The sequence below is a fragment of the Candidatus Marivariicella sp. genome (assembly GCF_983056325.1).
In genome coordinates this window covers 19826-46223 of sequence record NZ_CEZOWA010000006.1, presented here as the reverse complement: position 1 = coordinate 46223, position 26398 = coordinate 19826, and the positions used below count along the sequence as shown (strand labels likewise).

Below are 26398 nucleotides of genomic sequence, written 5' to 3'. Positions count from 1 at the left end.
ATGAAAAAAAAAATTATATTAACTAAAGATGCACCTCTACCAATTGGCCCATACAATCAAGCAGTTAAGGTAAATGGGGTTTTATATTTATCTGGCCAAATTCCATTAACACCAAAAATGGATCTAATTCAAAATGATATTAAAAAAGAAGTAAATCAAGTAATGATTAACCTAAAAGCAGTCTTAAAAGCTGCAAATATGAATTTTGAAAATGTTGTTAAAACATCAATTTTTCTTGATAATATGGATAATTTTCAAAATGTAAATGAAGTGTATGGTGAATTTTTTAAGAATGAGAATGCTCCAGCAAGAGAAACTGTAGCTGTAAAAACATTACCTAAAAATGTCAGAGTTGAGATAAGTATGATAGCTCACGAATAATTAAATTAAATTATCAATTTTTGATTTATGATAACTCAAAAGACCATCTATGGGTCTTTTAACAACACTTCCGATATTCAGGTCATACTCGATTAATGTACTTTTTATCTCATCTTGAAGATAAAATGCTATAGACCCTACAAAATGAATTGGAATCTCTTTACAGTTTTCAAACTGTAGTATCTGATGTTCAATAAAGCGCCTAAGTCCTTTATTTATAATTCCTTTCATAAGGGGATGACTTTTTCTGTCAATAAGAAACTTAGCAAAAGTTGCTAAGTAAGTATTTGGATTTTCTTTTCTATAAATATTTTCTTTTATAATATCTGGATCAAGTTCGAATTCTTTTTCAAATGCTTTTGAATATTCTTCAGACATTTCTTTAAAAAAATAACTCCTAATTAATTGTTTTCCAAAAAAGTTACCACTTGCTTCATCCATTAGAACATAGCCTAAAGAAACTATCCTTTGTTCAACATCAATACCATTATAATAAGAACAATTTGATCCTGTACCTAATATACAAACAATAGAGGGCTCCCCTGGATTAAAAATCGAATATACAGCTGCATAAGTGTCCTCCTTAATGTCTAGATCAGCATTTATAAAAATTTCTCTAAAAATCTTCTCAATCCTTTTTGATGATGAACTAACACCACATCCAGCACCATAAAAAAAAAGTTTAGTGACTAAACTTCTATTTTGATATAAATCGTAGTTGTTAATTATTCTTTCTTTTAATATGGAGTTTGATAAAACTTGAGGATTTAATCCGAGAGTTTGAGTTGAAAACAATACAGAACCTTTATCATTAATAGATATCCAATCGGTCTTAGTTGAACCACTATCTACAACTAAAATCATAATTAAATTTGTTTTATATATCGAGCTAAATCGATGAGCTTATTGGAATAACCACATTCATTATCATACCAGGATATAATTTTGAAAAAACTATTATTTAATTCCATTCCGGCTCCTGCATCAAAAATAGATGTTCTTGAATCACCAATAAAATCTTGAGAAGCAACAGGTTCATCGGTATACCCTAAAATACCTTTTAAATTATTTTTTGAGGCCTTTAACATCTCAGCCTTGATTTCTTCATAGGAAGTTTTATTAGAAAGTTTAACTGTTAAGTCAACAACTGAGACATTTGCAGTAGGAACACGAAATGACATTCCAGTCAATTTACCCTCTAATTCAGGGATTACTTTACCGACTGCCTTGGCTGCACCTGTTGACGCAGGTATAATATTAATTAGTGAACTTCTACCTGCCCTATAATCTTTTTTAGAAGGTCCATCAACCACAAATTGTGTTGCTGTTGCAGCGTGAACAGTCGTCATAAGTCCTTCTTTAATTCCAAAACTATCATTTAACACCTTAGCTATTGGGGCTAAACAATTGGTTGTACATGAAGCGTTTGAAACGATCAAATCACCTGGTTTAATATTTTCATGGTTGACCCCCATAACAAACATTGGAGCATCAGGAGAAGGCGCTGAAATTACTACTTTCTTGGCACCACCCTTAATATGAAGATTAGCCATTTCGATAGATGTAAAAATACCTGTACATTCTGCCACTATATCTGTTTTCATTGATCCCCATGGAATATCTTCAGGATTTCGCTCAGCAGTAATTAAAACGGGCTTGTTATTAACAACTAAACAATTACCATCTATTTCTACGGTTCCAGTAAAATTTCCATGAACAGAGTCATACTTTAATAAATATGCTAAATGATTAATTTCTAATAAATCATTAATAGCTACAATTTCGATATCATCTTGTTCAATGGCAGAACGAAAAACCATTCTTCCAATTCGACCAAAACCATTTATTCCTATTCTTAAAGACATATTATTTTTTTTATTAAAATTTATATAAACTATATGGAAAGTATTTCCGAAACACGAATTAAATTTTTATTTATCTCTGTTTGACCTTTTATAGCTTCTTTTAAAGGACTTAAAACCATAAGGTCATCTTTTATACCAACCATAACGTTATACGTTCCATTTAAAAGAGAGTCAACTGCATGTACTCCCATCCTAGAAGCTAAAACACGATCAAAACAAGAGGGTGCTCCCCCTCTTTGGATATGACCTAAAACAGAAACTCTTACTTCATATTCAGGCATGTTATTTTCAACATAAGAAGCGATTTCAAAAACATTTTTACCTGTCTTATCTCCTTCGGCTATCATTACTATACTTGAAGATTTTCCAGACTTTTGACTTTTCTTAAGAGATTCTAAAAGCCTATCCAGTCCCATATCTTCCTCAGGAATTAAGATTTCTTCTGCTCCGGCTCCAATTCCAGCATTTAGGGCAATATGACCTGCATCTCTTCCCATAACCTCAACTATAAATAATCGATTATGAGATATTGCAGTATCTCTAATTTTGTCTATTGCATCTACCACAGTATTGAGTGCTGTATCAAAACCAATGGTAAAACTAGTACCAGAGATATCATTATCAATTGTGCCTGGTATTCCAATAATTGGAATATCATGTTCTTTATTAAAAAGAATTGCACCAGTAAAAGAACCGTCACCACCAATTATCACTAAAGCATCAATGTCGTATTCTTTAATCTTTTCGTAAGCTATTTTTCTTCCTTCTTTTTCATAAAACTCTTTACATCTTGCGGTCTTAAGTACGGTCCCTCCCTTATTAATTATATTGTTAACACTTCTGGCGTTTAATTTTTTAATCGAACCTTCCATCATTCCTTGGTAACCCTTATATATACCAAAACACTCTATACCGTTATAAACACTCGATCTAACAACTGCTCTTACTGCGGCATTCATGCCAGGAGCATCTCCTCCAGAGGTTAAAACACCAATTTTCTTAATTTTTTTCATTATGTAAATTTAACCATTCTTGATGTCATAAAAAAAACTACTTTTAGTTAAATATCATGGTTCAATTACTATTGTTTTTAATTATAATACTCATCAACTCTTTAAAAGTATTAAAATCAACATTATATGAAATTCCCATTCCCTGAGTGTAACCCAACTTATCTCCAATATAACGAAATTCGTTTTCCTTATTAAAAACTTTTGCCTTTAATGTACCGTCTTCATTTAAAATAAAATCAATTTGAACATCTCCAACAATCATAGTTTCATTAACTCCACCTATAGGAACACCAATTTTTCCATTAATGAGAATTTTATCACTTACCTGCGTTGAAAGAGTTACCCCTAATCTATCTTCAGAATATATATCTAATTCTGAATTTCTATCTCCTTGTAAATAATTAATACCAACTTTAAGTTTTTCATCATTATCTCCTATCATAGAGGTGAAAATATCAGATGCCTTTTCATATAAGTTATTTGTGATTCCCTCGACAGATAGACCTATCTCATTTATAAATATTCCCTGAGAAAGAAGGGATATTGACTGAAGTTGACTTATTTGCGGATCAGCTAATCGATAATTAATTTCAGAAACTAAAGCAGTACTTGTATTAGGGAAAAATATTTCAAAAATTGGATTATCAGGCTTAAGTAAGTTTCCTTGTAAATGAATACCAACTTCAGTTGGGATTTTCTTATTGAAATTTGGATTATCCAACAAAATTGCTGGATTTGCTCCACCAGGAACTTGATATAAAGCATTTAAATCCATTTGAGCTCCAAAAGGATCACCATCCCATACAATTGTCCCACCTTCTTTTAAATTAAATTTTTTATCTAAAAGTCCTAAGTTTTTAAAATTATAAATCCCATCAGAAGTTGTAAAATCACCCCACATGTTAAACTTCCCATTAGTATTAGATTCCATCAATAAATTTCCAACTCCCATACCATTTAAATAGCTTCCAGAAGATTGGTCTATTACAATTTCAACTAATGCATTTTTATTTATATCTAATTCAAAACGCATTTCCAAACCTTTAATTTCTTCAATTAGTGGTTGTTTCTTCCTTAATTCATTCGATTTTTTCTTAGTGTTTTTATCTACAAATTTGATAAAAGAAATATCTGTGATTTCTTGAGTATCCTTTAATGGAATTTTTATTGATGTGCCTTTTGCAGTTGATCCAACCAACTCAAGCTGAAGGTTTTTAATAGGACCTTTAAGTGAAATATCACCAGCTATTAAGCCCTGTCCATAAAATAAAGCGTCAGAAGTTTCTTTTTTATTTAGCAACAAAAACCCTTCTGAGTCAAGAGATAAGTCCATTAGCCATTCTTTGAAATTTGTATGTGAAAATTTAGCTTGAACATCTGCTTCTGTTTCAAAAAGTGAGTCAAATATTTTAGTGGATTGAAACTCAATGACCCTATTATTGAAATTAAGCTGTGTATTGCTAGATAGGTCATAGGTAGTATTTAAGTAAGGAATTGAAAAACTTGCATTATTTAAATTAATTGATCCTGTATTTTGAAGATTATTCAAATCTCCCCAAATATTAAGTTCACCATTTAAATCTCCTTGAATATTAGAAATAGATTTACTACCAGGGGATGAATAAAAAGAAATATCAAAATTTGAAAATGAAATATCCAGATCAAGTTTAGAAGAAATATTATTATATATCAAGTTACCTAACCCTGAAAAAGTTTTAATGTCTTTATTAATTAAATCCCATGACATGGAATACGAATTGAACTTTGTATTTCCTCCTATTTTCAAGTCAAACTCACCAACTAAAACATTATTTATAAATATATCTGAGGATTTTAAATATCCATTTAAAGAGTTGTCGTTATTAGTGTTTTTAATATCCCAATTTGAGTTAAACATGCCTTCAGTATTAAAATTTTGGTTTTGCGGTAAAAACTGACTAAAATTTGTGTTTTTAAAATCAAAATTTAAATCAAAATCTTCTATTCCAGAATAAACTCCATTTACCATAACTTCTGAGACACCCGAGGATATAAAAAAATTATCAACTTTAAAAGAAGTGTCTGAATAATCATACACAATTGGATTATTTTCTGACTCCTTTAATACCCATTTGTTTTTATTGTAAATAATTGAAGATTCCGATAAGTGAAACATCCTTTTATTTTTATTTACATTATCAACAATAAAGTTTAAATTAAATCCATCACTACCATTATTTATCGAATTTAAACCAATATTAAATGATAATTTTTCGTTTATTTTTTTACTACCCAATGAAAATTTTTCCAAATTATAATTTTGGTATATGATCTTGTTAATAAGTAGTTTACTTTCCTTATTACTAGACTTGTTGTTAATATTTATCTTTATGCCTTGAGTAAAAAAATCTTGGAATTGAAAAAAGGGAATTTCAATATCTAAATAAGATTCGAATTGATTGTTACTAAGATATCCGCTAAGCTTAAAATCTTCTGTACTTTGAATATCAGTATTTAGAATGTTTACTAAATCTTTAGATAAAGTAAAATCGAATTTCAATTCCTGATCTGAGAGTAGTTTTAATTTTGGAATAACTGGAAAGGTTTCTGATAAAGCATTATTGACCAAAAGATCTATTTTAGTTATGTCAAAATCACCAATCGCTTCTCCAGATAACCAAGAAGAATCTATTGAGGAATTTATTACGGAAAAATTGCGTAATCCTTCGTTTCTTGTGCTATTTAAATAAAAATCAGGTGAATTCAAAACCCCATTATTGTGTTCCAGCTTTAAGTTTTGAACTGTCAGAAAAATTGAAGCATCATCAACAGATTTACCTTCAATTTTACTTTTAAAAATACCACTAACAATCGCCTTACCTCCTCCAATCTTTTTATTAATATTTGATAAATTATATGACTTCAAATCAATTTCTGAACTTATCTTTTTTATTTTTTCAGAAAGATCGTATTCCAGATCACCATTAGGAATTGACAAACCCGTATATGTGTTAAATGAACTTGTCATCCATGAAATTTCTCCTTTTTCAAAATCCCCTATTCCTTTTGCTTTAAAATTTATATGATTATACTTTTTCTTAAAAAAATATCCTTCATCAATACTCCAATCAAAAACTCTATCTTTTAATTCAACCACTATGCTTGCTGAAACAAAACCTTCTGGTATTAAATTGCTAAATTTTAATAGGTTAAGGTTCTTAACATCTACAGAAATTAAATTCTTATCAACTGCATCATTTTTATTTAATTCAATTTCAAAACTTCCAAAATCACTTTCAATATTTGAATTTAAATTCCATTTATTATTCGAATATAAACCAGTTATATCTAGTGTTTTTATACTTTTATCATTGAAGTATTTCAATTGTGGGATTGTAGTTTTAAAAATATTATTTAAATTTTTTAACTGAAGACTATCAATCCCCAAATATCCCTTGAATGATCTTTTATTATCAGAAAACATATTTAAAATTTGTAAATCAGTATTTAATTTTGAAAACCCAAAATCAAATATTGCATTTTTAATGTTTATTGAATCGAGTGATCCGATTAAGTCTAATTCACCTGAAATTTTTAATGTCGAATCCAACTTGTATAAAGATTTTGATGGCTGAAACTCAAAAATTTTATGCCTAGATATTATTTTTGATTTTTTAAAATAACTAGATAAATTCCCTTCAGAGTTGATATATTCAATATCTCCTGAGAAAGAACCCTTTTTAGATACTAATGAATAATTATCAATTAATATTGAGCACCCTAAATATTTCAATGAATTAGATTTAAAGGAAAATGAATTAATCTGTGGAATATTTAATTCCCCGTCAATGAAGGGTATTTCAATAAAATCAGGTCCATAAATAAAATTATTTGATTTTAGTGAAGCTATTTTATAAGATCCTTCCTCATTTAGGTATCTTATTTCACTATTTATAATTTTTAAAGAAGAAATTGATATAATCGGTGAGAACTTGGATTCATCAATTTTTAAGTTTAAACTTTGTAAAAATAATTGTAAATTATTGATGTCATCATTAGGGTGTTTTATGATTTTAAAAATCATCCCATCTATATCCAAAAAGGAAAACCTAACCTCACTTTCAAAAAATTTTTCAACTGAATTAAAGTTCGTTTTTAATTTATTTATGTATAAGAGTGTATCCTTTTGGTGATCATTTAATAAGATATCACTCATTGTGATACCATTTTCAAATGAAATTTTAGCTGATCGTATACTTATATCTAAATTATATTTTTCTCTTATTTTATTTGTTAAACTTTGTACGATTTTATCTTGAATACTTTCTTTTTTGAGTATATAAAACATAGACACCACTAATAAAATTAGCAAAGTCAACATTCCAATTAAAATTTTATATCTCTGTTTGATGTTAATCGTTTATTTTTGTCAAGTTACTATTTCATTTATGAAACAAACACCATGCTACATTTTAGCAATAGAATCATCATGTGACGATACCGCAGCAGCAATATTGGATCACAACAAAGTTCTATCAAATTGTATAATCAACCAAGAAATTCATAACGAATATGGTGGAGTTGTTCCTGAATTGGCGTCAAGAGCCCACCAAGCAAACATTATTCCAGTAGTTAACCAAGCGTTGAAAGATGCCAAAATAAAAAAAAATCAAATAAGTGCTATTGCGTATACTCAGGGGCCAGGGCTATTAGGTTCATTACTTGTTGGAAATAGTTTTGCGAAATCAATGTCTATAGGTTTAAAAATTCCCTTGATAGCAGTTGATCATATGCAAGCTCATCTTTTAGCCCACTTTATATATAATAAGAGTCAAAAATCTCCACATTTTCCATTTTTAGGTGTAAATATTTCGGGGGGTCATACTCAAATAATAATTGTGAGGGATTATTTTGATATGGAAGTAATCGGAGTTTCACTCGATGATGCGATAGGAGAAGCATTTGATAAATGTGGAAAAAAAATGGGTCTTGAATATCCTTCAGGACCAATAATTGATAAATTATCAAAAAAAGGAAATCCAAAAAAATATAAATTTCCAATACCTAAAGTAAAAGGTTTAAATTTAAGCTATAGTGGATGTAAAACAGCTTTCATAAATTTTATAAATAAAGAAAAAAATAATAATTCAAATTTTATTTCAGAAAACCTCAATGATCTTTGTAGTAGTATCCAATCAACATTAATAAAAATAATAACTGATAAAATTGAAATGGCTGTAAATAAAACTAAAATAAGTTCAGTAGCCATTGGTGGAGGGGTGTCAGCTAATAGTTCTGTTCGAGCTTTTCTAAATAACAAGAAAGAAAATAATGGGTGGAAAATTTATATACCCCCTATTGAATTCACAACAGATAATGCAGCAATGATTGGAATTGCTGGCTATCTTAAATTTATAGAAAACAACTTTAGTGATTTAAGTTCCACTTCTAATTCAAGAATGACATTTTAAATGAATCTATTTTTCAATCCAAAAATATCTCAAGAAACAGAAAGTTTTATTTTTTCATCTGAAGAAAGTAAGCATGTTTATAAAGTTTTGAGGAAAATTGAAGGGGATAATATTACTGTCACAAATGGAAATGGATTAAAGTGGAGCGGAAAATTAATTGAGGTGGGAAATAAAAACACCGAAGCTATAAAGATTAAATCTGAAATAATTGAAGACAACCGTTTTGATCTTGAAATAGCAATATCTCCTCCAAAAAGTAATCATAGAAATGAATGGTTCATTGAAAAAGCAACCGAAATTGGTATTAAGAAAATTCATTTTATAAAAACTGAAAATAGCGAACGTAAGAAAATTAATTTATCTCGATTTCAAAAAGTTGCTATTAGCTCTATTAAACAATCAAAACAATTTTATGTACCAGAAATAAAGGAAATTGTTACTTTCAGCGACTTTTTGAAAAATAATGATTTTAAAAATAAATTAATTGCACATTGCGAAAACTCAAATAAGAAACACATAGCCAATATTTCATTAGAAAATAAACCAATAATTGTTTTAATCGGTCCAGAGGGAGATTTTAGTAAAAATGAAATAACTCAGGCTAATATAAATAACTACGAATCAATTAGTCTTGGTAACAATATCCTTAGAACGGAAACTGCTGCCATATATGTAACACAAGCAATATCTGTTCTCTCTTGTTTACAAAAAAAATAAATTAAAGGAGTTTTATATCTTTATAAACATGGAATCTAAAAACATAACTAAAGGAATTTTAAATGCTATTTATAAGTTTTTATTTTTTTCATTGTGTATTTATTTAATTTATAGTCTACAAGAATTAATTATACACTTAGCAATCGCAGCAGTTCTGGCTTTAGTGGGAAGACCTATTGTTTTGTTTTTAGAAAGAAAATTAAAATTTTCTTCACTTTGGGCTGCCATAATTACATTATTATTTTATGTTATTTTGTTTATGGGCATGTTTTCCTTATTTATCCCCTTAATATTAGAACAGGGAGATAATTTATCTCTTTTAGATGTTAAAGAACTTGAGAATAAGTTTATGTTTTTGAGTACTCAAATTAGTGATTTTATTGGATGGAATAATTCATATTTAAATACAAATACAATATCAAATAATATATTCTCAAATATTGGACTTAGCAATATTCCTGACTTTTTGAATAATATTATTGGGACTTTAAGTAATTTCACAATTGGACTGTTCTCAGTAATTTTTGCTAGTTTTTTCCTTCTTAAAGACAGTAAAATTTTAGAAAAAACAGCCTTAATCTTTGTAGATGATAGTTTGGAATCAAAATTTAAAAAAGGTCTTGAGAAAATCAAAGATTTACTTTCAAGATATTTTATCGGACTTGTTTTTCAAATATCGATTTTACTTATAATATACACCTCTGTTTTACTAATTCTCGGTGTTTCAAATGCTTTTATAATAGCCTTTTTGTGTGCCCTATTAAATTTAATCCCCTATTTGGGGCCAGTTATCGGAGCAATTTTAATTAGTGTACTAACTATGACAAGTTTCATCGATGCATCTTTCACAGACGTTATTATTCCAAAAACACTATTGGTTCTTTTAGGATTTACTTTTGGTCAAATAATTGATAACTTTTTCAGTCAACCTTATATTTTTTCAAAATCAGTAAAATCTCATCCTCTGGAAATTTTTATAGTAATAATAATTGCCGGTACACTTTTTGGTACAATTGGATTAATTATTGCCATTCCAGCCTATACATCAATAAAAGTGATGCTTCAAACATTTTTTGAAGAAAATAAAATTGTCAAATCTTTAACTAAAAACTTATAATATGATTTTTAATAGATATCTGTTATTATTATTATTTTTATTTCAAACTTCGATTTACTCCCAAACAAAACTATCTAGAATAGAAAAGAAAATATTAAATCAAGTTCATTTAAATAATGAAGAAGCTATTACTTTTTTAGAAAAGGTTGTGAATATTAATAGTGGAACATTAAATATAAAAGGAGTAAGAAAAGTAGGAAATGTTTTTCAAGATGCTTTTGATCATATAAACTTCAAAACACGATGGGTAGAAATGCCAGAGGAAATGAATAGAGCAGGCCATTTATTCGCAAAAATAAATGGATCTAAAGGTAAAAAATTACTTCTTATTGGTCATTTGGATACTGTTTTTGAGGAAAACAGCCCATTCCAAACTTTTGAAAGAAAAGACTCGATAGCCTTTGCTCCTGGGGGAAATGATATGAAAGGTGGAAATGTAGTTATGTTATATGCACTTAAAGCCCTTGATGAATTAAATTTATTAAAAGATGCATACATAACAGTTGCCATGACTGGAGATGAAGAAAGTACTGGGAAACCAATAAGCATGTCAAGAATGGATCTTATTCAAGCTGCAAAAATGAGTGATATCGCTCTTGGTTTTGAAAATTCAACAGGGTATAACAATGCAACTATTGCTAGAAGAGGAGCATCTGGGTGGAGTATAACAACCCAAGGGGAAAGAGCTCATTCGTCCGGAATATTCGGTGAATCTGTTGGAGCAGGAGCTATTTTTGAAATGGGTCGAATTTTAAATAGTTTTTATGAAGAAGTTAGAGGAGAAGAATTGTTAACCTTTAATCCAGGAAATTTGATTGGAGGTACATTTATCAATTATGATAATAAAAAAAGTGAAGGTTTTGTGTTTGGAAAAACAAATGTAGTAGCTCAAGTTGCAAAAGTTAATGGCGGACTTCGATTTATTTCGGAGAATCAAAAAGAGAGAGCTAGAGAAAAAATGAGGTCAATTGTAAATGAATCACTTCCAAATACATCGGCAAATATTACTTTTACAGACAGTTATCCGGCAATGGGTCCAACCCAAGGAAATATTAAACTTTTAAAGCAGTTAAGCGATGTTAGTTTGTCTCTTGAGCAAGGAGAAGTAGTTTCATACGATCCAGGAAAAAGGGGTGCTGCAGATGTTTCTTTTGTTGCAGATTATGTTGATGCGTTGGATGGATTAGGAACAATGGGAGAAAACGCACATACGCCTCAGGAAACCGTAAATCTTAAAACAATGGAGTCACTAACGGTAAGGACTGCAATCTTTATTTATCGATTAATTAACTCTAAATAAAGTTTTTAAGCAAAAACTTTAAGTAGTTTCTCTTGTTCTTCAATCGAAGATTTAAATTCTTTTTTTAGTTGAGTAACTAAAGATTCAGTTGACTGAACATCGTTAATAGTTGTTACACCTTGTCCAGCAGACCAAATTGTTTTCCAAGCCTGAGCTTCAGCTTTAGCAGCATCTAATTCACTCCCGAAATCAACTTTTTTGGATTTAGACCATTGTTCCTCCGTAATTCCCATAGCTTCTAAGCTAGGTTTTAAAAAACTACCATGAACTCCAGAAACAGCTGCAGTATATACAATATCTTCAGCAGAACTATCAATAATCATTTGTTTATAATCCTCACTAGCATTACTTTCAGTAACATTAATAAATCTAGTACCCATATAGGCGAAATCAGCACCCATTTGAAGTGCACTAGCAATATCTTTACCAGAACTTAAACATCCTGAAAGTAAAATTGTTTTTTTAAAAAATTTTCTAATTTCATTTATTAAAGGTATAGGATGAAGAGTTCCTGCATGTCCTCCAGCTCCAGCAGCAACTAATATAAGACCATCAACTCCTGCTTCCGAAGCTTTTTCAGCATGTCGCTTTTTAATAACGTCATGATAAACTAAACCACCATAACTATGAACTGTATCTACTAGTTCTGGAACCGCCCCCAAGGAAGTAATAATTATAGGAACTTTATGTTTGACACAAACTGCTAAATCAGCCTGAACCCTCATGTTAGTTGCATGCACAATTAAATTAACTCCGAAAGGAGCTGCCTTTTGTCCTGTTTCCTTTTCAAAAGCATCAAGCTGTTCATTAATTTGAATAACCCACTGCTCAAATCCATCGGTTGTTCTATGGTTGAGTGCAGGAAATGTTCCTACTATTCCACTTTTACAACATGCGATAACTAATTCTGGACCTGAAATTAAAAACATAGGTGCTGCTATAACGGGCAGAGATAAATCATTAAAAAAAGATGGTTTCATTATTTTCTGAGTTTAACAGACCATTCAAAGGAGAAATGAGAAACCATAATGTTTTCTTCATTAAATCCTTTGGAATCGATCCATAGGGTTTGACCATCACCTGTTGTAATGGTTTTATTTATAAGTTTTTTTACTTCTAATCCTTGATCACAGACAAAACGAATTTTTCCTGTTGCTTTTTTAGTAAACTTAGCAGTATTATTAGCAACCAACATGGAAATATTTTTTCCACTTAAATTAATTTCACGAGTTAAGAAGGCACCTGTAGTCATTTCAGCGGCCATTCCCTGAACCGCCCAAAACATGGATTTAAATGGGTTTTGATTAATCCAAGAATGTTTTACTTTAACGATACACTTTTCAGAGGAGATTTCATGTAATCTAACTCCTGACCACCATGCTGATGGGAGTTTAAAAAACATAAAAATATTAAAGCGATTTGGTGTAACCTTCACAATCAAATATAATTAATTTTAATTCAAAAATGCATCAATTGAATGGTATGGTAGAGAAAAAGATTCTGCAACTTCTTTATAAGTAATTTTCCCATCAACTATATTAACACCTTTCATTAAAGAATAGTTGTCATTACAAGCTTTTTTCCAACCTTTGGAAGCTAATTCTCGAGTATATGAGATAGTAGCATTTGTTAAAGCTTTTGTGGATGTGTTTGGAACGGCTCCAGGCATATTTGTTACCGCATAATGAACTATACCATTAATAGTATTAATAGGTTTGTCATGAGTTGTTGGAATACTTGTCTCAAAGCATCCACCTTGATCGATAGCAACATCTACAAGCACAGTACCTTTTTGCATATCATTTAGCATTTCTTTAGTGATTAATTTTGGAGCCTTCGCGCCTGGAATTAAAACTGTTCCAATAATCAAATGTGAAATTTTAATATGTTTACTTATTGTTGATGAATCTGAATAAAGTACGGTTACATTTGGAGGAAGAATATCACCTAATAATTTTAGTCTATCTAAGTTAGTGTCTAACAATGTAACGTTGGCTCCCAATCCAGCAGCCATTCTCGCAGCTTCTGTTCCAGCTACACCCCCTCCCAATATTAAAACATTAGCTGGAGCAACACCAGGAACTCCTCCTAAAAGAATCCCTAACCCTCCTTGAGGCTTTTCTAAATATTTCGCCCCTTGTTGAGTTGCCATTCTTCCAGCAACTTCAGACATGGGAACTAAAAGTGGTAAACCTTTATTTTTTTCTACAGTTTCATAAGCAATACAAATTGCTTCACTTTTAATCATGGCATTAGTAAGAGTTTCACTTGAAGCAAAATGAAAATATGTAAATATTAATTGATTTGGTTTAATCAAAGAATATTCAGGTTTTAATGGTTCTTTTACTTTCACTATCATATCGGAAATAAAGTATATTTCCTGTATTGAACTTAATATATTGCAGCCTGCTGCAATATATTCTTCATCTGAAAAACCACTATCAATTCCAGCACTTTTTTGAATAAAAACTTCATTACTGTCCGAAACTAAAGTTGCTGCTCCAGATGGTGTCAATCCAACACGAGCTTCTTGAGGTTTGATTTCTTTAGGGACACCTATTTTCATAGAATAAATTTGATGTAAAAGTATATAAAAATTTAAAAGATTATTAAAATAAAGTAAAAGAAATCAATCAAGAGTTATACTATAAAGAAATAATAAATCTTACTAACCATTTCTTCACATTATTGAGAATGAATACTATAATAAAAGAAGTAAGACAAGTAGATGAATTTTATTCTGGAGTTTCTAAATAGGATTTTCTTAAATTAAAAAAAAATGTAAAAACAGCTATTTAACAAAAAATCCTGACTATTAATGTAAGGTGTGATTTGATCGCGACAGCTTTCGGCCATTTTATTAAATACTGATCAATTCTGAATGTTTTGGCGGTATTGTTGTCATAAATAAGCAAATAAATACATATTTAATCAATAGTTTCGACCCACATATTAGCCTACATAAAAATGAAAAAATCCGTAAAGTATTATAATTAAACACTTTACGGATCTTTGTTGTGATCGCGACAGGATTCGAACCTGTGACCGTCTGCTTAGAAGGCAGATGCTCTATCCAGCTGAGCTACGCGACCTTAATTGCGGAGGGACAGGGACTCGAACCCTGGCAACGGTTACCCGTTGACAGTTTAGCAAACTGCTCCATTACCACTCTGGCACCCCTCCTGATTTGTAATTTGCAAATCTAAAGTTTAAGATGGTAACTACAAATGTTTTTTAAAAAAACATTATTCGGGATACTCAATTCTTATATGATATATGTTTACCAATCTTTTAATTAAAACTTTTTTAACAAGTTCAATCTCATTTAAAGTAATATTTGAATTTTCAAACTGTTTACCATACATATGCTTATCAGTTAAATTGTTTACAAAGTCTTTTATCTTTTCAAAAGTGGGCGTTTTTAAACTCTTGGAAGCAGCCTCAACCGAATCTGCCATCATTAGTATCGCAGTTTCTTTTGAAAAGGGTTTTGGGCCAGGATATTTAAATTTTTTTTTATTTACATTCTCTTCTCCATAAAGTTCAACAGCTTTTTGATAAAAATAATAAACCGTGTTGGAGCCATGATGAGTTCTTATAAAATCAATGACTCTATCAGGAATATTATTTTTTTTGGCAATTTTAATTCCTTCATTGACATGATTAATAATTATTTCAGCACTTTGATCCGGAGTCAAATCTTCATGAGGAGATACGTACGATTTTTGATTTTCTGTATAAAAAGTAGGAGTACTTATTTTACCAATATCATGATATAAACTTCCAACTCTCACCAAAAGGCTGTTTGCTCCTATTTCGTTAGCAGCAGCTTCAGCCAAATTCGCAACTTGAAGAGAATGATTGAAAGTTCCAGGAGCATTTTCAGATAATTGCTTTAATAGTTTTGAATTAGTATCTGAAAACTCCAATAAAGTAACATCAGAAACCAAACCAAATAGTTTTTCATAAACATATATTAAAGGCTGAACAAAAAGAGTGAGTAATCCGTTAACAATAAAGTATACAACAATATTAAAATCAAAAGAACTGAAGTTACCTTCATGAATTATAGAAAAAGAAAAATAACCTACTAAATATACCAGTACTATTTGGCTGACCGAAATAAATATACTAGCTCGCTTGTGAAGCTCAGTTTGTGTTTGAATAATTACTATTCCAGCGATAGTTTGAAGAAAAACAAATTCAAATCCATTGGGAACTATAAAACCAAGAAGTAAAACAGTTAAAACATGGGTGAAGAGTCCCAACCTTGCATCATAAAATGTTTTTAAAGTAAGAGGAAGAATACATAATGGGATTGCATAATAAAAATCACCATTTAAACTGAGTATTATAGTTGTTAAACTCAACAAAAAAAGGATATTAAAAACAATAAAAGTTAAATCTTTATTATTTTTAAAAATATCATTTCTGTAATTTTTTATAAATAAATACAGCATAAAAAACACAACGCTTATAAGAATTGTATAACCAAACAGGATAGTGTATTCTTGACTTTTTGAAATATTTAGAGACATATATTCCTTCTTTAGCGACTCTAATTGAAGGAAATTTTCTCCCTCAACAACCTCTCCTTGAGCTACTATAAGTTTACCTTCAATAATATAATCTCTAGAAGGAGATATAACATCTAAAGATTCTTTCAAAGCTTTTTTTGTAAAATTCTCATCCAAAAAAACATTAGGCTGAATTAGATCAAAAAGAAGGCTGTAAAATTGATTACTATATATATTTAAATTGGAAGCTTTAGTTTTATCTATTATAAAATCATTTAGATTTTCAATAATAAAAAACTGATCAAGGCTCAATGATGCTTCCTCTGTATTTTTAATTAGATACAAATTATTATTATTTGAATTAAAATTGATGGGTAGAACTCCGTATTTATAAATTTCATCAATTAACCCTCTTCCAAATAAAATTAATTTATCACTTAATGCATTATTAGAAAAAACTAATTTAGATTGTGTATCGTATTTTATTAAAATGTTTTCATAAATAGAGTTGTCATATCTATAGTATTTAGGCTGGTTGATCTCTATTTGTTGTTTTTCATCTTTGATTTCTTGTTCTGATTTAAGAATAGTGAAATCAAAAGGCGCATATAAAGTTTGGTGCTGCCATATTTTTCCTTTTTGATATTCAAACTTGAATTGACCTCCTCTAGGAAAAATATATACTACAAAAGCACTACAACCTATAAAAAGTAATATCTTATATAATAAGGATTGTTTTAGGATAAAGTAACTATATAAATTTTTCAAGTTATTTATTTATAATAAAAATACTAAATGTATTTAAATATCCTAAATACAAAACCCCTTCAAATCTTTAGAAAAGGGGGTTTTAGTTAATAAAATTATTATGATTTTATCTCTTCAAGCAATTTTTTCATTTTCATATAACCCTGATTATCTCCTATTGTTCCGTATATATTCATTAAAGTTTGAATTGCCTCAATGTTATTATTCAAGTTTATTAGTTTGTTTAAAAATGGCACACATTCTAGATACAAGGTTTCCCTGTTAGATTTAAGAGTATCATACCTTGCATTATCCGCTCTTGAAGTACCCAATGAATTCATCTCTTCTACTATAGCTGATTCACCAGATAGAATTAGAGATGTTAAATTAAAATATGCAGCTTCATATGTAGGATCAATTTCAATGGCTTTCTCATAAAAATCTCTGGCTGAATCGATATCACCAAGATCATTATTAACAACTCCTAAGTTAAAATATAGAACTGCATTGTTTGGATCTTTTTCAATGGCTTGAGATATTAATTCTTTAAACTTCTCTTTTTCACCTAAATCAATATATATTTCAGCAGCAGTGAGTATCAGGTTTAAATCATCTGGATTTTCAACACGAGCTTCCTTTACAGCTTCAAGAGCTTTATCATTCTTACCCTGCTTTGCGTATATTAATGCAATATTCTTAACTATTTCAGGATATTTTGAAGGGGTTTTTTCTTCTCTAAAATCAGAATAACCATCCGATTTTTGAAAAAATTTATATTGTGTAGCATCCAGAGGGATTTCATTTCCTGTAGCTTTTTCTTTTGCAAAATAATTTATAACTGAACCTGAATATTTTTTTTCTTTTAACTGTAATAAATAATTGAGGCCCATTTCATAATCCTGACCATTTATTGCATTTTGTGAAGCATAAAAAAGAAAATCCATACCCACTTCTTTATCAATGGTGTATGCCATATAAAGTTTCTTGGAGGATTTAATAAATTCTTTTGCTTCACTTTCCTCTATAGCTACAGTTATTATGTCACCAGACAATACTTTTAGACGTTCATTTACTAAATCCGTAAAATCAGGATTACCTTTTAAATCATTATAACTATTTAACGCTAAAGAAAAATTCTTATTCTCATGATCAATCCTCGCAGAAAGGAACTTTACTTGATTTTTTATTTTATCATCTGCTTGAGAAAACAAAGAAGTATTATCTGATAATATTTTAGCAGATAATACTATATCTCCTTTTTTAAAGGCTTTTGCTGCGGATTTAAATTGTTTTTTTTGAGCGAAAATTGAAGTGCTCAATAAAATAAAAAAAAGAGTTATTATTTTTTTCATTATTTATTGTTTTAATGTAAAATTAATAGATTTTATTTAATTATTGGCCCTTCATTTGTTTCAATATCATCAATTTCTTCTATAACCTCATCATCCTTCATAACTTTAGCAACTGCTGCAATTTGATCGGTACTTTTTAAGTTAATAAGCTTCACACCTTGAGTTGCCCTACCCATAACCCTAAGATTTAAAACCTCCATTCTTATTGCAACACCAGATTTATTAATAATCATCAAATCGTCAGAATCAGTTACACTTTTAATGGAAACTAATTCTCCTGTTTTCTCAGTAATAGAGATAGTTTTTACGCCTTTACCTCCTCTATTTGTAATTCTATAATCATCTAAACTTGACCTTTTACCATAACCATTTTCAGAAACTACTAAAACATTTGTATCCATATCGTTAACGGAAATCATTCCTATAACCTCGTCCTTCTCATCCTTTAACCTAATCCCACGAACTCCAGAAGCACCTCTTCCCATTGGTCTTGTCTTACTTTCTTCAAACCTAATAGCTTTTCCAGATTTGACAGCTAAAACGATTTGGCTTGAACCGTTTGTTAATTTTGCTTCTAGAAGTTCATCATCTTCTTTAATCGTTATTGCATTTATTCCATTGGCTCTGGGTCTAGAATATTTTTCTAAGGAGGTTTTTTTAACCTGACCTTTTTTTGTTACCATAATAACATAATGACTATTTATGTATTCTTCATCCTTTAGATCCTGTGTACAAATAAACGCCTTAACCCTATCGTCTTGCTCTATATTTACAAGATTTTGCATTGCTCTTCCTTTTGATGTTTTCGATCCCTCTGGAATTTCATAAACTCGCATCCAGAAACATTTACCCTTTTGAGTAAAAAAGAGCATATACTGGTGGTTAGTTCCAACAAATAAATCTTCAAGAAAATCTTCATTCCTCGTTGTAGAAGCCTTTTGTCCAACTCCACCTCTATTCTGAGTTTTATATTCAGATAATGGTGTTCTTTTGATATAACCTGCATGAGATATAGTTATAACTACTTTCTCATCCGGAATCATATCCTCCATACTAAAATTCCCTCCAGCATATTCAATTTCTGAACGTCTGTTGTCTCCATACTTTTCTTTGACTTCCTCAAGCTCAGATTTAATAATCCCCATTCGAATATCTTTATCGTCAAGTATATTATTTAATCCAGTAATTGTTTTTTGAAGCTCATCAAATTCAGAACGAAGTTTATCTTGTTCTAAGCCTGTGAGTTGTCTCAATCTCATTTCAACTATGGCCTTGGCTTGAATCTCAGATAATTTAAAATTATTCATGAGCTTTTCTCTTGCCTCATCTGGACTTTTCGAACCTCTAATAAGTGCTATTACTTTATCTATATTATCAGAAGCAATTATTAATCCTTCTAATACATGAGAACGTTCTTCGGCTTTTTTTAATTCATACTTGGTTCTTCTTACAACTACCTCATGTCTATGATCCACAAAGTGAAGAATCATATCCTTTAGGTTTAACATTTGTGGACGTCCCTTGACAAGAGCTATATTATTTACGCTAAAGGAGGATTGGAGTGAGGTGTACTTAAATAATTTATTTAAAACAATATTAGGGATAGCATCTCGCTTGAGAATATAAACTACTCTCATACCCTTTCTATCAGACTCGTCCCTGATATTTGAAATTCCTTCAATTTTTTTATCATTGACTAATTCGGCTGTTTTTTTAATCATTTCAGCCTTATTAACTTGATAGGGTATTTCGGTAACTATAATGCACTCTCTTCCATTAACCTCTTCAATTATAGCTTTAGCTCTAATAACTATTCTTCCACGTCCAGTATGAAAAGCATCTCGAACTCCCTCATAACCGTATATAATTCCACCTGTAGGAAAGTCTGGAGCTTTTACATGTTGCATTAAAGCATCAATATCACTTTTGTTTTGCTTATTTGTTTTTAAGAGTTTTTCCTCAATACTAATCTCTTCTTTTGAAGGGGAATAATTTTCATCTAAAGATTTCTCAATTAGTGATTGAATTACTTCGTTTTCATCAACTTCTACCTGGTCAGAAAGTCCAGTTTTATCAATAAAAGTTTTATTTATATACAAAATAGTACCATCAACAATTTCGGTTAGATTGTGAGGAGGCATATTAGTTGCCATACCAACTGCAATACCAGAAGCGCCGTTAACCAATAAATTAGGTATTCTTGTAGGTAAAACAGTAGGTTCTTTTAAAGTGTCATCAAAATTAAGCTGATGATCAACAGTGTCCTTCTCAATGTCTGCAAGCATATCTTCAGACATTTTTTTCATTCTTGCTTCAGTATATCTCATTGCTGCGGGGCTATCTCCATCAACAGAACCAAAATTACCTTGACCATCAACCAAAAGATATCTTAAACTCCACTCTTGAGCCATTCGAACCATAGTGTCGTATACAGATGTATCGCCGTGGGGGTGGTATTTTCCTAAAACCTCTCCAACAATACGGGCAGACTTCTTATATGCAGTTGTTGCTCTTATTCCCAATTCATGCATCCCATAAAGAACTCTTCTATGGACTGGTTTCAATCCATCTCGCACATCTGGCAGGGCACGTGACACAATGACAGACATAGAGTAATCTATGTACGCCGATTTCATTTCATCCTCAATATTGATTGGAATCAATTTTTCTTCTGAAGCCATTTTTATATAATTTTACTGTATCTACGAAAATAACCATAAGACATATAAATACTATATAATTAATGGGCTTTTATTTTTAAATTTATTAACATTCAAATTAAGATAATTAATCATAATTTTTACCAATCAGAGTTTTGATAAATGGATTTTTTTTTGTCCTTTTATGAAGTAAATGTGTTTTGGAACATTAATTGCAATTAAACTAATAAATGTTAATTATGGATGATAATTTTTCACCTCGTGTAAAAGATGTAATAGCTTTTAGTAAAGAGGAAGCATTAAGACTTGGACATAACTTTATTGGAACTGAGCATCTGATGTTGGGTATACTAAGAGATGGTGGAGGAAAAGCTATTTCAATTTTAACATCGATGGAAATTAACTTAGAATCATTAAGAAAAAAAGTTGAAATATTAAATCCTGCTACTATTCAAACTAACTCCTCCGTTAATGAAAAAAAGAATCTTCATTTAACAAGACAGGCTGAAAGGGCTTTAAAAACTACTTTTTTAGAAGCGAAACTATTTCAAAGTGATTTAATTAATACTGTGCACTTGTTGTTATGTATACTCAGAAACGAAAATGATCCAACTACTAAGCTTCTTCAAAATTTAAACATAGATTACGAACTTATAAAAGAAGAGTTTAAACTTCTAATATCTAATGATAAAAATGAATACCAAGACCTATCTAGAAGCGAATCTTTTCCTGATGAAAAAGAAAATGAAGATGACGATCTAAAAAAAGAAAATCCTTTTATACCTTCATCCGAGTCTAAATCTAATGTAAAATCTAAAACCCCTGTACTAGATAATTTCGGAAGAGATCTAACTGCTATGGCTCTTAGCGATAAGTTAGATCCAGTAGTTGGGAGAGAAAAAGAAATTGAAAGAGTTTCTCAAATCTTGAGTCGACGTAAAAAAAATAATCCATTATTAATTGGAGAACCTGGAGTTGGAAAATCTGCAATAGCTGAAGGATTAGCCTTGAGAATAATTCAGAAAAAGGTTTCAAGGGTTTTATACAATAAAAGAGTTGTTACCCTAGATTTAGCTAGTCTTGTGGCAGGAACAAAATACCGAGGTCAATTTGAAGAAAGAATGAAAGCTGTTATGAATGAGCTAGAGAAAAATAATAATATCATTCTTTTTATTGATGAAATTCATACTATTGTTGGAGCTGGTGGTGCTACAGGAAGTCTTGACGCCTCCAACATGTTCAAACCTGCACTCGCTCGAGGAGAAATTCAATGTATTGGAGCAACCACATTAAACGAGTTCAGACAAAATATTGAAAAAGATGGTGCTCTAGAAAGACGTTTTCAAAAAATATTAGTAGAAGAAACTTCTTTAGAAGAAACTCTTGAGATATTGAAAAATATAAAAGATAAATATGAAAATCACCACAGTGTAACTTACACAGATGAAGCTTTAGAGGCATGTGTAGATCTTAGTTCAAGATATATTTCAGATCGATTTTTACCAGATAAAGCAATTGATGCACTAGACGAGGCAGGTTCAAGAGTACATATTCAGAATATGAACGTACCCAAAGAAGTTGTTGAATTAGAAGAGGAGCTTGAAAAAATTAGAAATCAAAAAACATCTGTAGTTAAAAAACAGAAATATGAAGAAGCTGCAAAACTTCGTGATGATGAAAAAAAGATCGAGCGAAAATTACTTTCTGCTCAGGAAGAATGGAATGAAACTTCAAAACAAAACAGAATATTAGTTGATGAAGGAGATATTGCAGATGTTGTTTCAATGATGACGAATATACCTGTAAATAAAGTTGTTAAGTCAGAAAAGAATAAACTGTCTAATTTAACGTCTATAATATCAGAAAAACTTATTGGGCAGAAAGAAGCAGTTGAAAAAGTAGTCAAGTCCATTCAAAGAAACAGATCAGGTCTCAAGGCTCCTGATAAGCCGATTGGATCTTTTATTTTTCTTGGTCAAACTGGTGTCGGAAAAACACAGTTAGCCAAAATACTAGCTGAAGAAATATTTGATTCTGAAGAAAACTTAATTAGAATAGATATGAGCGAATACATGGAGAAATTTGCTATTTCTAGATTAATTGGAGCTCCTCCTGGATATGTAGGTTATGAAGAAGGGGGTCAGTTAAGTGAAAAGGTTAGAACACGCCCCTACTCAGTAATCCTTTTGGATGAAGTCGAAAAAGCACATCCTGATGTTTTTAACATGTTACTTCAAGTTTTAGATGATGGTTTTTTAACTGACAGTTTAGGAAGAAAAGTCAATTTTCAAAATACAATAATAATAATGACTTCAAACATTGGAGCAAGACAACTAAAGGACTTTGGAACAGGAGTCGGTTTTGAAACATCTTCACAAAAATCCCAATCTGATGAAATTCAAAAAGGTGTCATTGAAAGTGCTTTGAAAAAAACTTTTGCTCCTGAATTTCTCAACAGAATAGATGATTTTATAATATTTGATTCCTTAGATAAAAATGCAATATCAAAAATTGTTGAAATAGAATTAAAAAAACTAATGATTCGAGTTGAAAAACTTGGATATTCAATATCACTAACTAAGTCTGCAAAAGATTTTATTGTTGAAAAGGGTTATGATACAAAATACGGTGCCAGACCACTTAAAAGAGCTCTTCAGAAATATGTTGAAGACTTAGTTGCTGAGCAAATAGTCAATAATCTAATAACAGAGGGAGACTCAATTACTATAAATCACTCAAAAAATAATGAAAAACTTGATATCTCCAAAATCAAAACAACTTCGTAGTAACGGATAAACCTATTTAAAGATATTTTTATACTTTTTTAAAAAACCAATAAATGAAAGTTTTAAAATTTGGAGGGACCTCTGTTTCAAACGAAAATTCTATAGATTTTGTCTCTGAAATAATTAAAAAAGATCCAAATAAACTTACTGTAGTTGTTTCTGCACTTGGAGGAGTTACCGATATTTTATCAGATATGATAAAAAAGGCAAGTATTGGTGAATTAAACTACAAAAATGAAATCAGTGATTTAGAGTTACGTCACACAAATTTGATTAAAAATCGTCTTCCTTTAGATCAACAAGGTAGTATGATCAGTTTCATAACAAATCAAATTATTTGTCTTGAAAACCTTCTTGACTCAGTTTTTACCTTGAAAGAAGCAACAGTAAAGTCTTCTGCAACTATTTTGAGTTTTGGAGAGATTTTTTCTTGTTCAATTTTATATAAAATTTTAAAAAACAACGATATTGATATTGTTAAAGCTGATGCTGTCAAATTAATTGAGACCGAAAATAAAAATGATCAAGAGATAATTAATCTAATAAAAACTAAAGAGAAAGTACTAGATTTTTATAAAAAAAACACATCTAAAGCCACAATAATTTCAGGCTTTATTTCATCCAACAAAAATGCAGAGCCTACAACATTGGGTCGAGGAGGCTCCGACTACACAGCTGCTATTTTAGCTAATATTCTAGATGCAAGTGTTTTAGAGATCTGGACAGATGTGAGTGGAATGTACACTGCAAATCCAAAAATTGTGAAACAGGCAGTTCCAATTACGAATCTGACATATTATGAGGCAATGGAAATGTCACATTTTGGGGCTAAAGTGATTTACCCTCCAACGCTTAAACCCATCATTGATAAACAAATACCAATGATAATAAAAAATACATTTAAACCTAGTGACAGGGGTACATTAATTAACCATTCTAGTGTAAATAGTCAGATTGTTAAAGGAATAAGTCACATTGATAATGTATCTATTTTGACTCTTGAGGGAAATGGTATGATTGGAGTTCCTGGATTTTCAAATAGACTTTTTGAGGCAATTTCAAGAAAAAATATTAATATAATAATGATTACTCAAGCTTCATCAGAATACTCTATGTGCATTGGAGTTAAAGATGAAGATGCTCAACAAGCCAAAATATTAATTGATGAAGAGTTTGAATTTGAAATTGGCCTAGATAAAGTTAATTTTACAAGAGTTGAGTCTAATATGGTTAATCTAGCTATAGTTGGAGATAAAATGAAAGATCATCAGGGTATAAGCGGAAAGCTTTTTAGTAGTCTAGGATCAAATAATATCAATATTAGAGCAATAGCTCAGGGCGCCTCAGAAAGAAATATTTCAATAATTATTGATAAAGTCAACATTAAAAAAGCATTGAATACTCTTCATGAAAGCTTTTTTGAGTCTCAGATTAAAGAATTAAACTTATTCATTACGGGTGTTGGTAATGTTGGAGGGAGATTATTGGAACAAATTAGATGCCAAGAAGAATATCTTTATAAAAATATTCATTTAAAAGTTAGAGTTATGGGAATCTCAAACTCAAAAAAAATGATATTGAGTAGTGAGCCGATTAATCTTACCAAGTGGGACTCTTCTCTTAAAAATGGAATTAGATCTGATAGAAAATTATTTTTTAATCATATAAAGTCCAAAAACTTAAGAAACACTATTTTTATTGATAATACTGCCAGTGAAACCATTTCAAAAGAATATTCAAAATATTTAAATAATAGCACAAGTATAGTTACTTGTAATAAAATTGCTTGTGCTGATAAATTAAAAAATTATAAAAATTTAAAATCCATTTCAAGAAAATTCAACACACCATTTTTATATGAAACAAATGTTGGAGCTGGTCTTCCAATAATCAATACTCTAAATAACTTGATTGACTCTGGAGACCAAATATTAAAGATTCAGGCAGTTTTATCTGGTAGTTTAAATTTCATTTTTGATAATTTTAAAAATGGGGTGTCATTTTTAGATATTGTGAAAAAAGCAGAAGAAATGGGTTATACTGAACCAGATCCAAAAATTGATTTGAGTGGTATCGATGTTGCTAGAAAAATTTTGATTTTATCTAGAGAGGCTGGATTAAATATTGAATTAAATGAAATTCAAAACAAATCTTTTTTACCTACCGAATCTTTAAAGACCAAAACAAAGGAAGAGTTTTATGATAATCTGAAAAACAATTCAGAACACTTCAATGAAATTTTGAAAGATGCAGAACTCAGTAATTCTAAATTAAAATATGTTGCCGAACTTGAAAATGGGATGGCAAAAGTTGGTCTCCAAAAAATAAGTAAAGGACACGATTTTTATAATTTGAAAGGAAATGATAATATAGTATTGTTTTACACAAGTCGTTATTCGGACCAGCCTTTAGTTGTTAAAGGAGCTGGAGCAGGGGCTGATGTTACCGCAGCCGGAATATTTGCTGATATTATAAAAATCGGAAAAAGATAGA

General features: G+C 30.2%; 17 protein-coding genes and 2 tRNA genes. 7 read left to right on the top strand and 12 right to left on the bottom strand.

The window, feature by feature from the left end; translation table 11 throughout:
- A complete protein-coding gene (locus tag AC3ATN_RS02960) occupies window positions 1–381 on the top strand; it encodes a Rid family detoxifying hydrolase (RefSeq protein ID WP_487531744.1) in 381 nt (126 codons plus the stop codon).
- On the opposite strand, the gene AC3ATN_RS02955 is transcribed toward AC3ATN_RS02960, so the two are convergent.
- Genes AC3ATN_RS02955 through AC3ATN_RS02940 form a run of 4 tightly spaced genes read right to left on the bottom strand, consistent with a single transcriptional unit; the run spans window position 382 to window position 7586 of the window.
- A complete protein-coding gene (locus tag AC3ATN_RS02955; protein WP_487531743.1) occupies window positions 382–1245 on the bottom strand; it encodes an N-acetylglucosamine kinase in 864 nt (287 codons plus the stop codon).
- A 2-nt stretch (window positions 1246–1247) separates the two neighbouring features.
- Window positions 1248–2246, bottom strand: coding sequence for a type I glyceraldehyde-3-phosphate dehydrogenase (gene gap / locus AC3ATN_RS02950; protein ID WP_487531742.1), 999 nt, complete (start codon window positions 2244–2246; stop codon window positions 1248–1250).
- 29 nt (window positions 2247–2275) lie between these two features.
- Entirely contained in the window at window positions 2276–3262 is a 987-nt protein-coding gene (pfkA, locus tag AC3ATN_RS02945) for a 6-phosphofructokinase (protein WP_487531804.1), read from the bottom strand.
- 58 nt (window positions 3263–3320) lie between these two features.
- Entirely contained in the window at window positions 3321–7586 is a 4266-nt protein-coding gene (locus tag AC3ATN_RS02940; RefSeq protein WP_487531741.1) for a translocation/assembly module TamB domain-containing protein, read from the bottom strand.
- A 100-nt stretch (window positions 7587–7686) separates the two neighbouring features.
- On the opposite strand from AC3ATN_RS02940, the gene tsaD reads away from it, so the two are divergent.
- Genes tsaD through AC3ATN_RS02920 form a run of 4 tightly spaced genes read left to right on the top strand, consistent with a single transcriptional unit; the run spans window position 7687 to window position 11843 of the window.
- Window positions 7687–8709, top strand: coding sequence for a tRNA (adenosine(37)-N6)-threonylcarbamoyltransferase complex transferase subunit TsaD (tsaD, locus tag AC3ATN_RS02935; RefSeq protein WP_487531740.1), 1023 nt, complete (start codon window positions 7687–7689; stop codon window positions 8707–8709).
- A complete protein-coding gene (locus tag AC3ATN_RS02930; protein ID WP_487531739.1) occupies window positions 8710–9426 on the top strand; it encodes an RsmE family RNA methyltransferase in 717 nt (238 codons plus the stop codon).
- Between the two features lie 28 nt (window positions 9427–9454).
- Window positions 9455–10543 carry an AI-2E family transporter gene (locus AC3ATN_RS02925; RefSeq protein ID WP_487531738.1) on the top strand — a complete coding sequence of 363 codons (1089 nt, stop codon included), beginning with the start codon at window positions 9455–9457 and terminating at the stop codon, window positions 10541–10543.
- A gap of 1 nt (window position 10544) precedes the next feature.
- Window positions 10545–11843 (top strand): M20/M25/M40 family metallo-hydrolase, encoded by a 1299-nt coding sequence (locus tag AC3ATN_RS02920; protein WP_487531737.1) that lies wholly within the window; start codon window positions 10545–10547, stop codon window positions 11841–11843.
- A 5-nt stretch (window positions 11844–11848) separates the two neighbouring features.
- On the opposite strand, the gene AC3ATN_RS02915 is transcribed toward AC3ATN_RS02920, so the two are convergent.
- From AC3ATN_RS02915 to AC3ATN_RS02880, 8 genes are all read right to left on the bottom strand, one after another.
- The gene (locus tag AC3ATN_RS02915; RefSeq protein ID WP_487531736.1) at window positions 11849–12823 is read right to left on the bottom strand and encodes an NAD(P)H-dependent flavin oxidoreductase; all 975 of its coding nucleotides are present in this window, start codon (window positions 12821–12823) and stop codon (window positions 11849–11851) included.
- Window positions 12823–13278 (bottom strand): DUF4442 domain-containing protein, encoded by a 456-nt coding sequence (locus AC3ATN_RS02910; RefSeq protein WP_487531803.1) that lies wholly within the window; start codon window positions 13276–13278, stop codon window positions 12823–12825. The genes AC3ATN_RS02915 and AC3ATN_RS02910 overlap by 1 nt, the downstream gene beginning before the upstream one ends.
- Window positions 13279–13296: 18 nt before the next feature.
- Window positions 13297–14409 (bottom strand): alanine dehydrogenase, encoded by a 1113-nt coding sequence (gene ald / locus AC3ATN_RS02905; RefSeq protein WP_487531735.1) that lies wholly within the window; start codon window positions 14407–14409, stop codon window positions 13297–13299.
- Between the two features lie 452 nt (window positions 14410–14861).
- Window positions 14862–14935 (bottom strand) — tRNA-Arg (locus AC3ATN_RS02900).
- 7 nt (window positions 14936–14942) lie between these two features.
- Window positions 14943–15026, bottom strand: a tRNA-Ser gene (locus AC3ATN_RS02895).
- A gap of 62 nt (window positions 15027–15088) precedes the next feature.
- A complete protein-coding gene (locus tag AC3ATN_RS02890; protein ID WP_487531734.1) occupies window positions 15089–17128 on the bottom strand; it encodes an HD family phosphohydrolase in 2040 nt (679 codons plus the stop codon).
- A 98-nt stretch (window positions 17129–17226) separates the two neighbouring features.
- On the bottom strand, window positions 17227–18459 hold the full coding sequence (locus AC3ATN_RS02885; RefSeq protein WP_487531733.1) for a tetratricopeptide repeat protein: 1233 nt from the start codon (window positions 18457–18459) through the stop codon (window positions 17227–17229).
- Window positions 18460–18491: 32 nt separating this feature from the next.
- On the bottom strand, window positions 18492–21140 hold the full coding sequence (locus AC3ATN_RS02880; protein WP_487531732.1) for a DNA gyrase subunit A: 2649 nt from the start codon (window positions 21138–21140) through the stop codon (window positions 18492–18494).
- A 218-nt stretch (window positions 21141–21358) separates the two neighbouring features.
- On the opposite strand from AC3ATN_RS02880, the gene AC3ATN_RS02875 reads away from it, so the two are divergent.
- Both AC3ATN_RS02875 and thrA read left to right on the top strand, forming a co-directional pair.
- Window positions 21359–23905, top strand: a complete 2547-nt coding sequence (locus AC3ATN_RS02875; protein WP_487531731.1) for an ATP-dependent Clp protease ATP-binding subunit — start codon at window positions 21359–21361, stop codon at window positions 23903–23905.
- Between the two features lie 53 nt (window positions 23906–23958).
- A complete protein-coding gene (gene thrA / locus AC3ATN_RS02870) occupies window positions 23959–26397 on the top strand; it encodes a bifunctional aspartate kinase/homoserine dehydrogenase I (RefSeq protein ID WP_487531730.1) in 2439 nt (812 codons plus the stop codon).
- The last annotated feature ends 1 nt before the right edge of the window (window position 26398 follow it).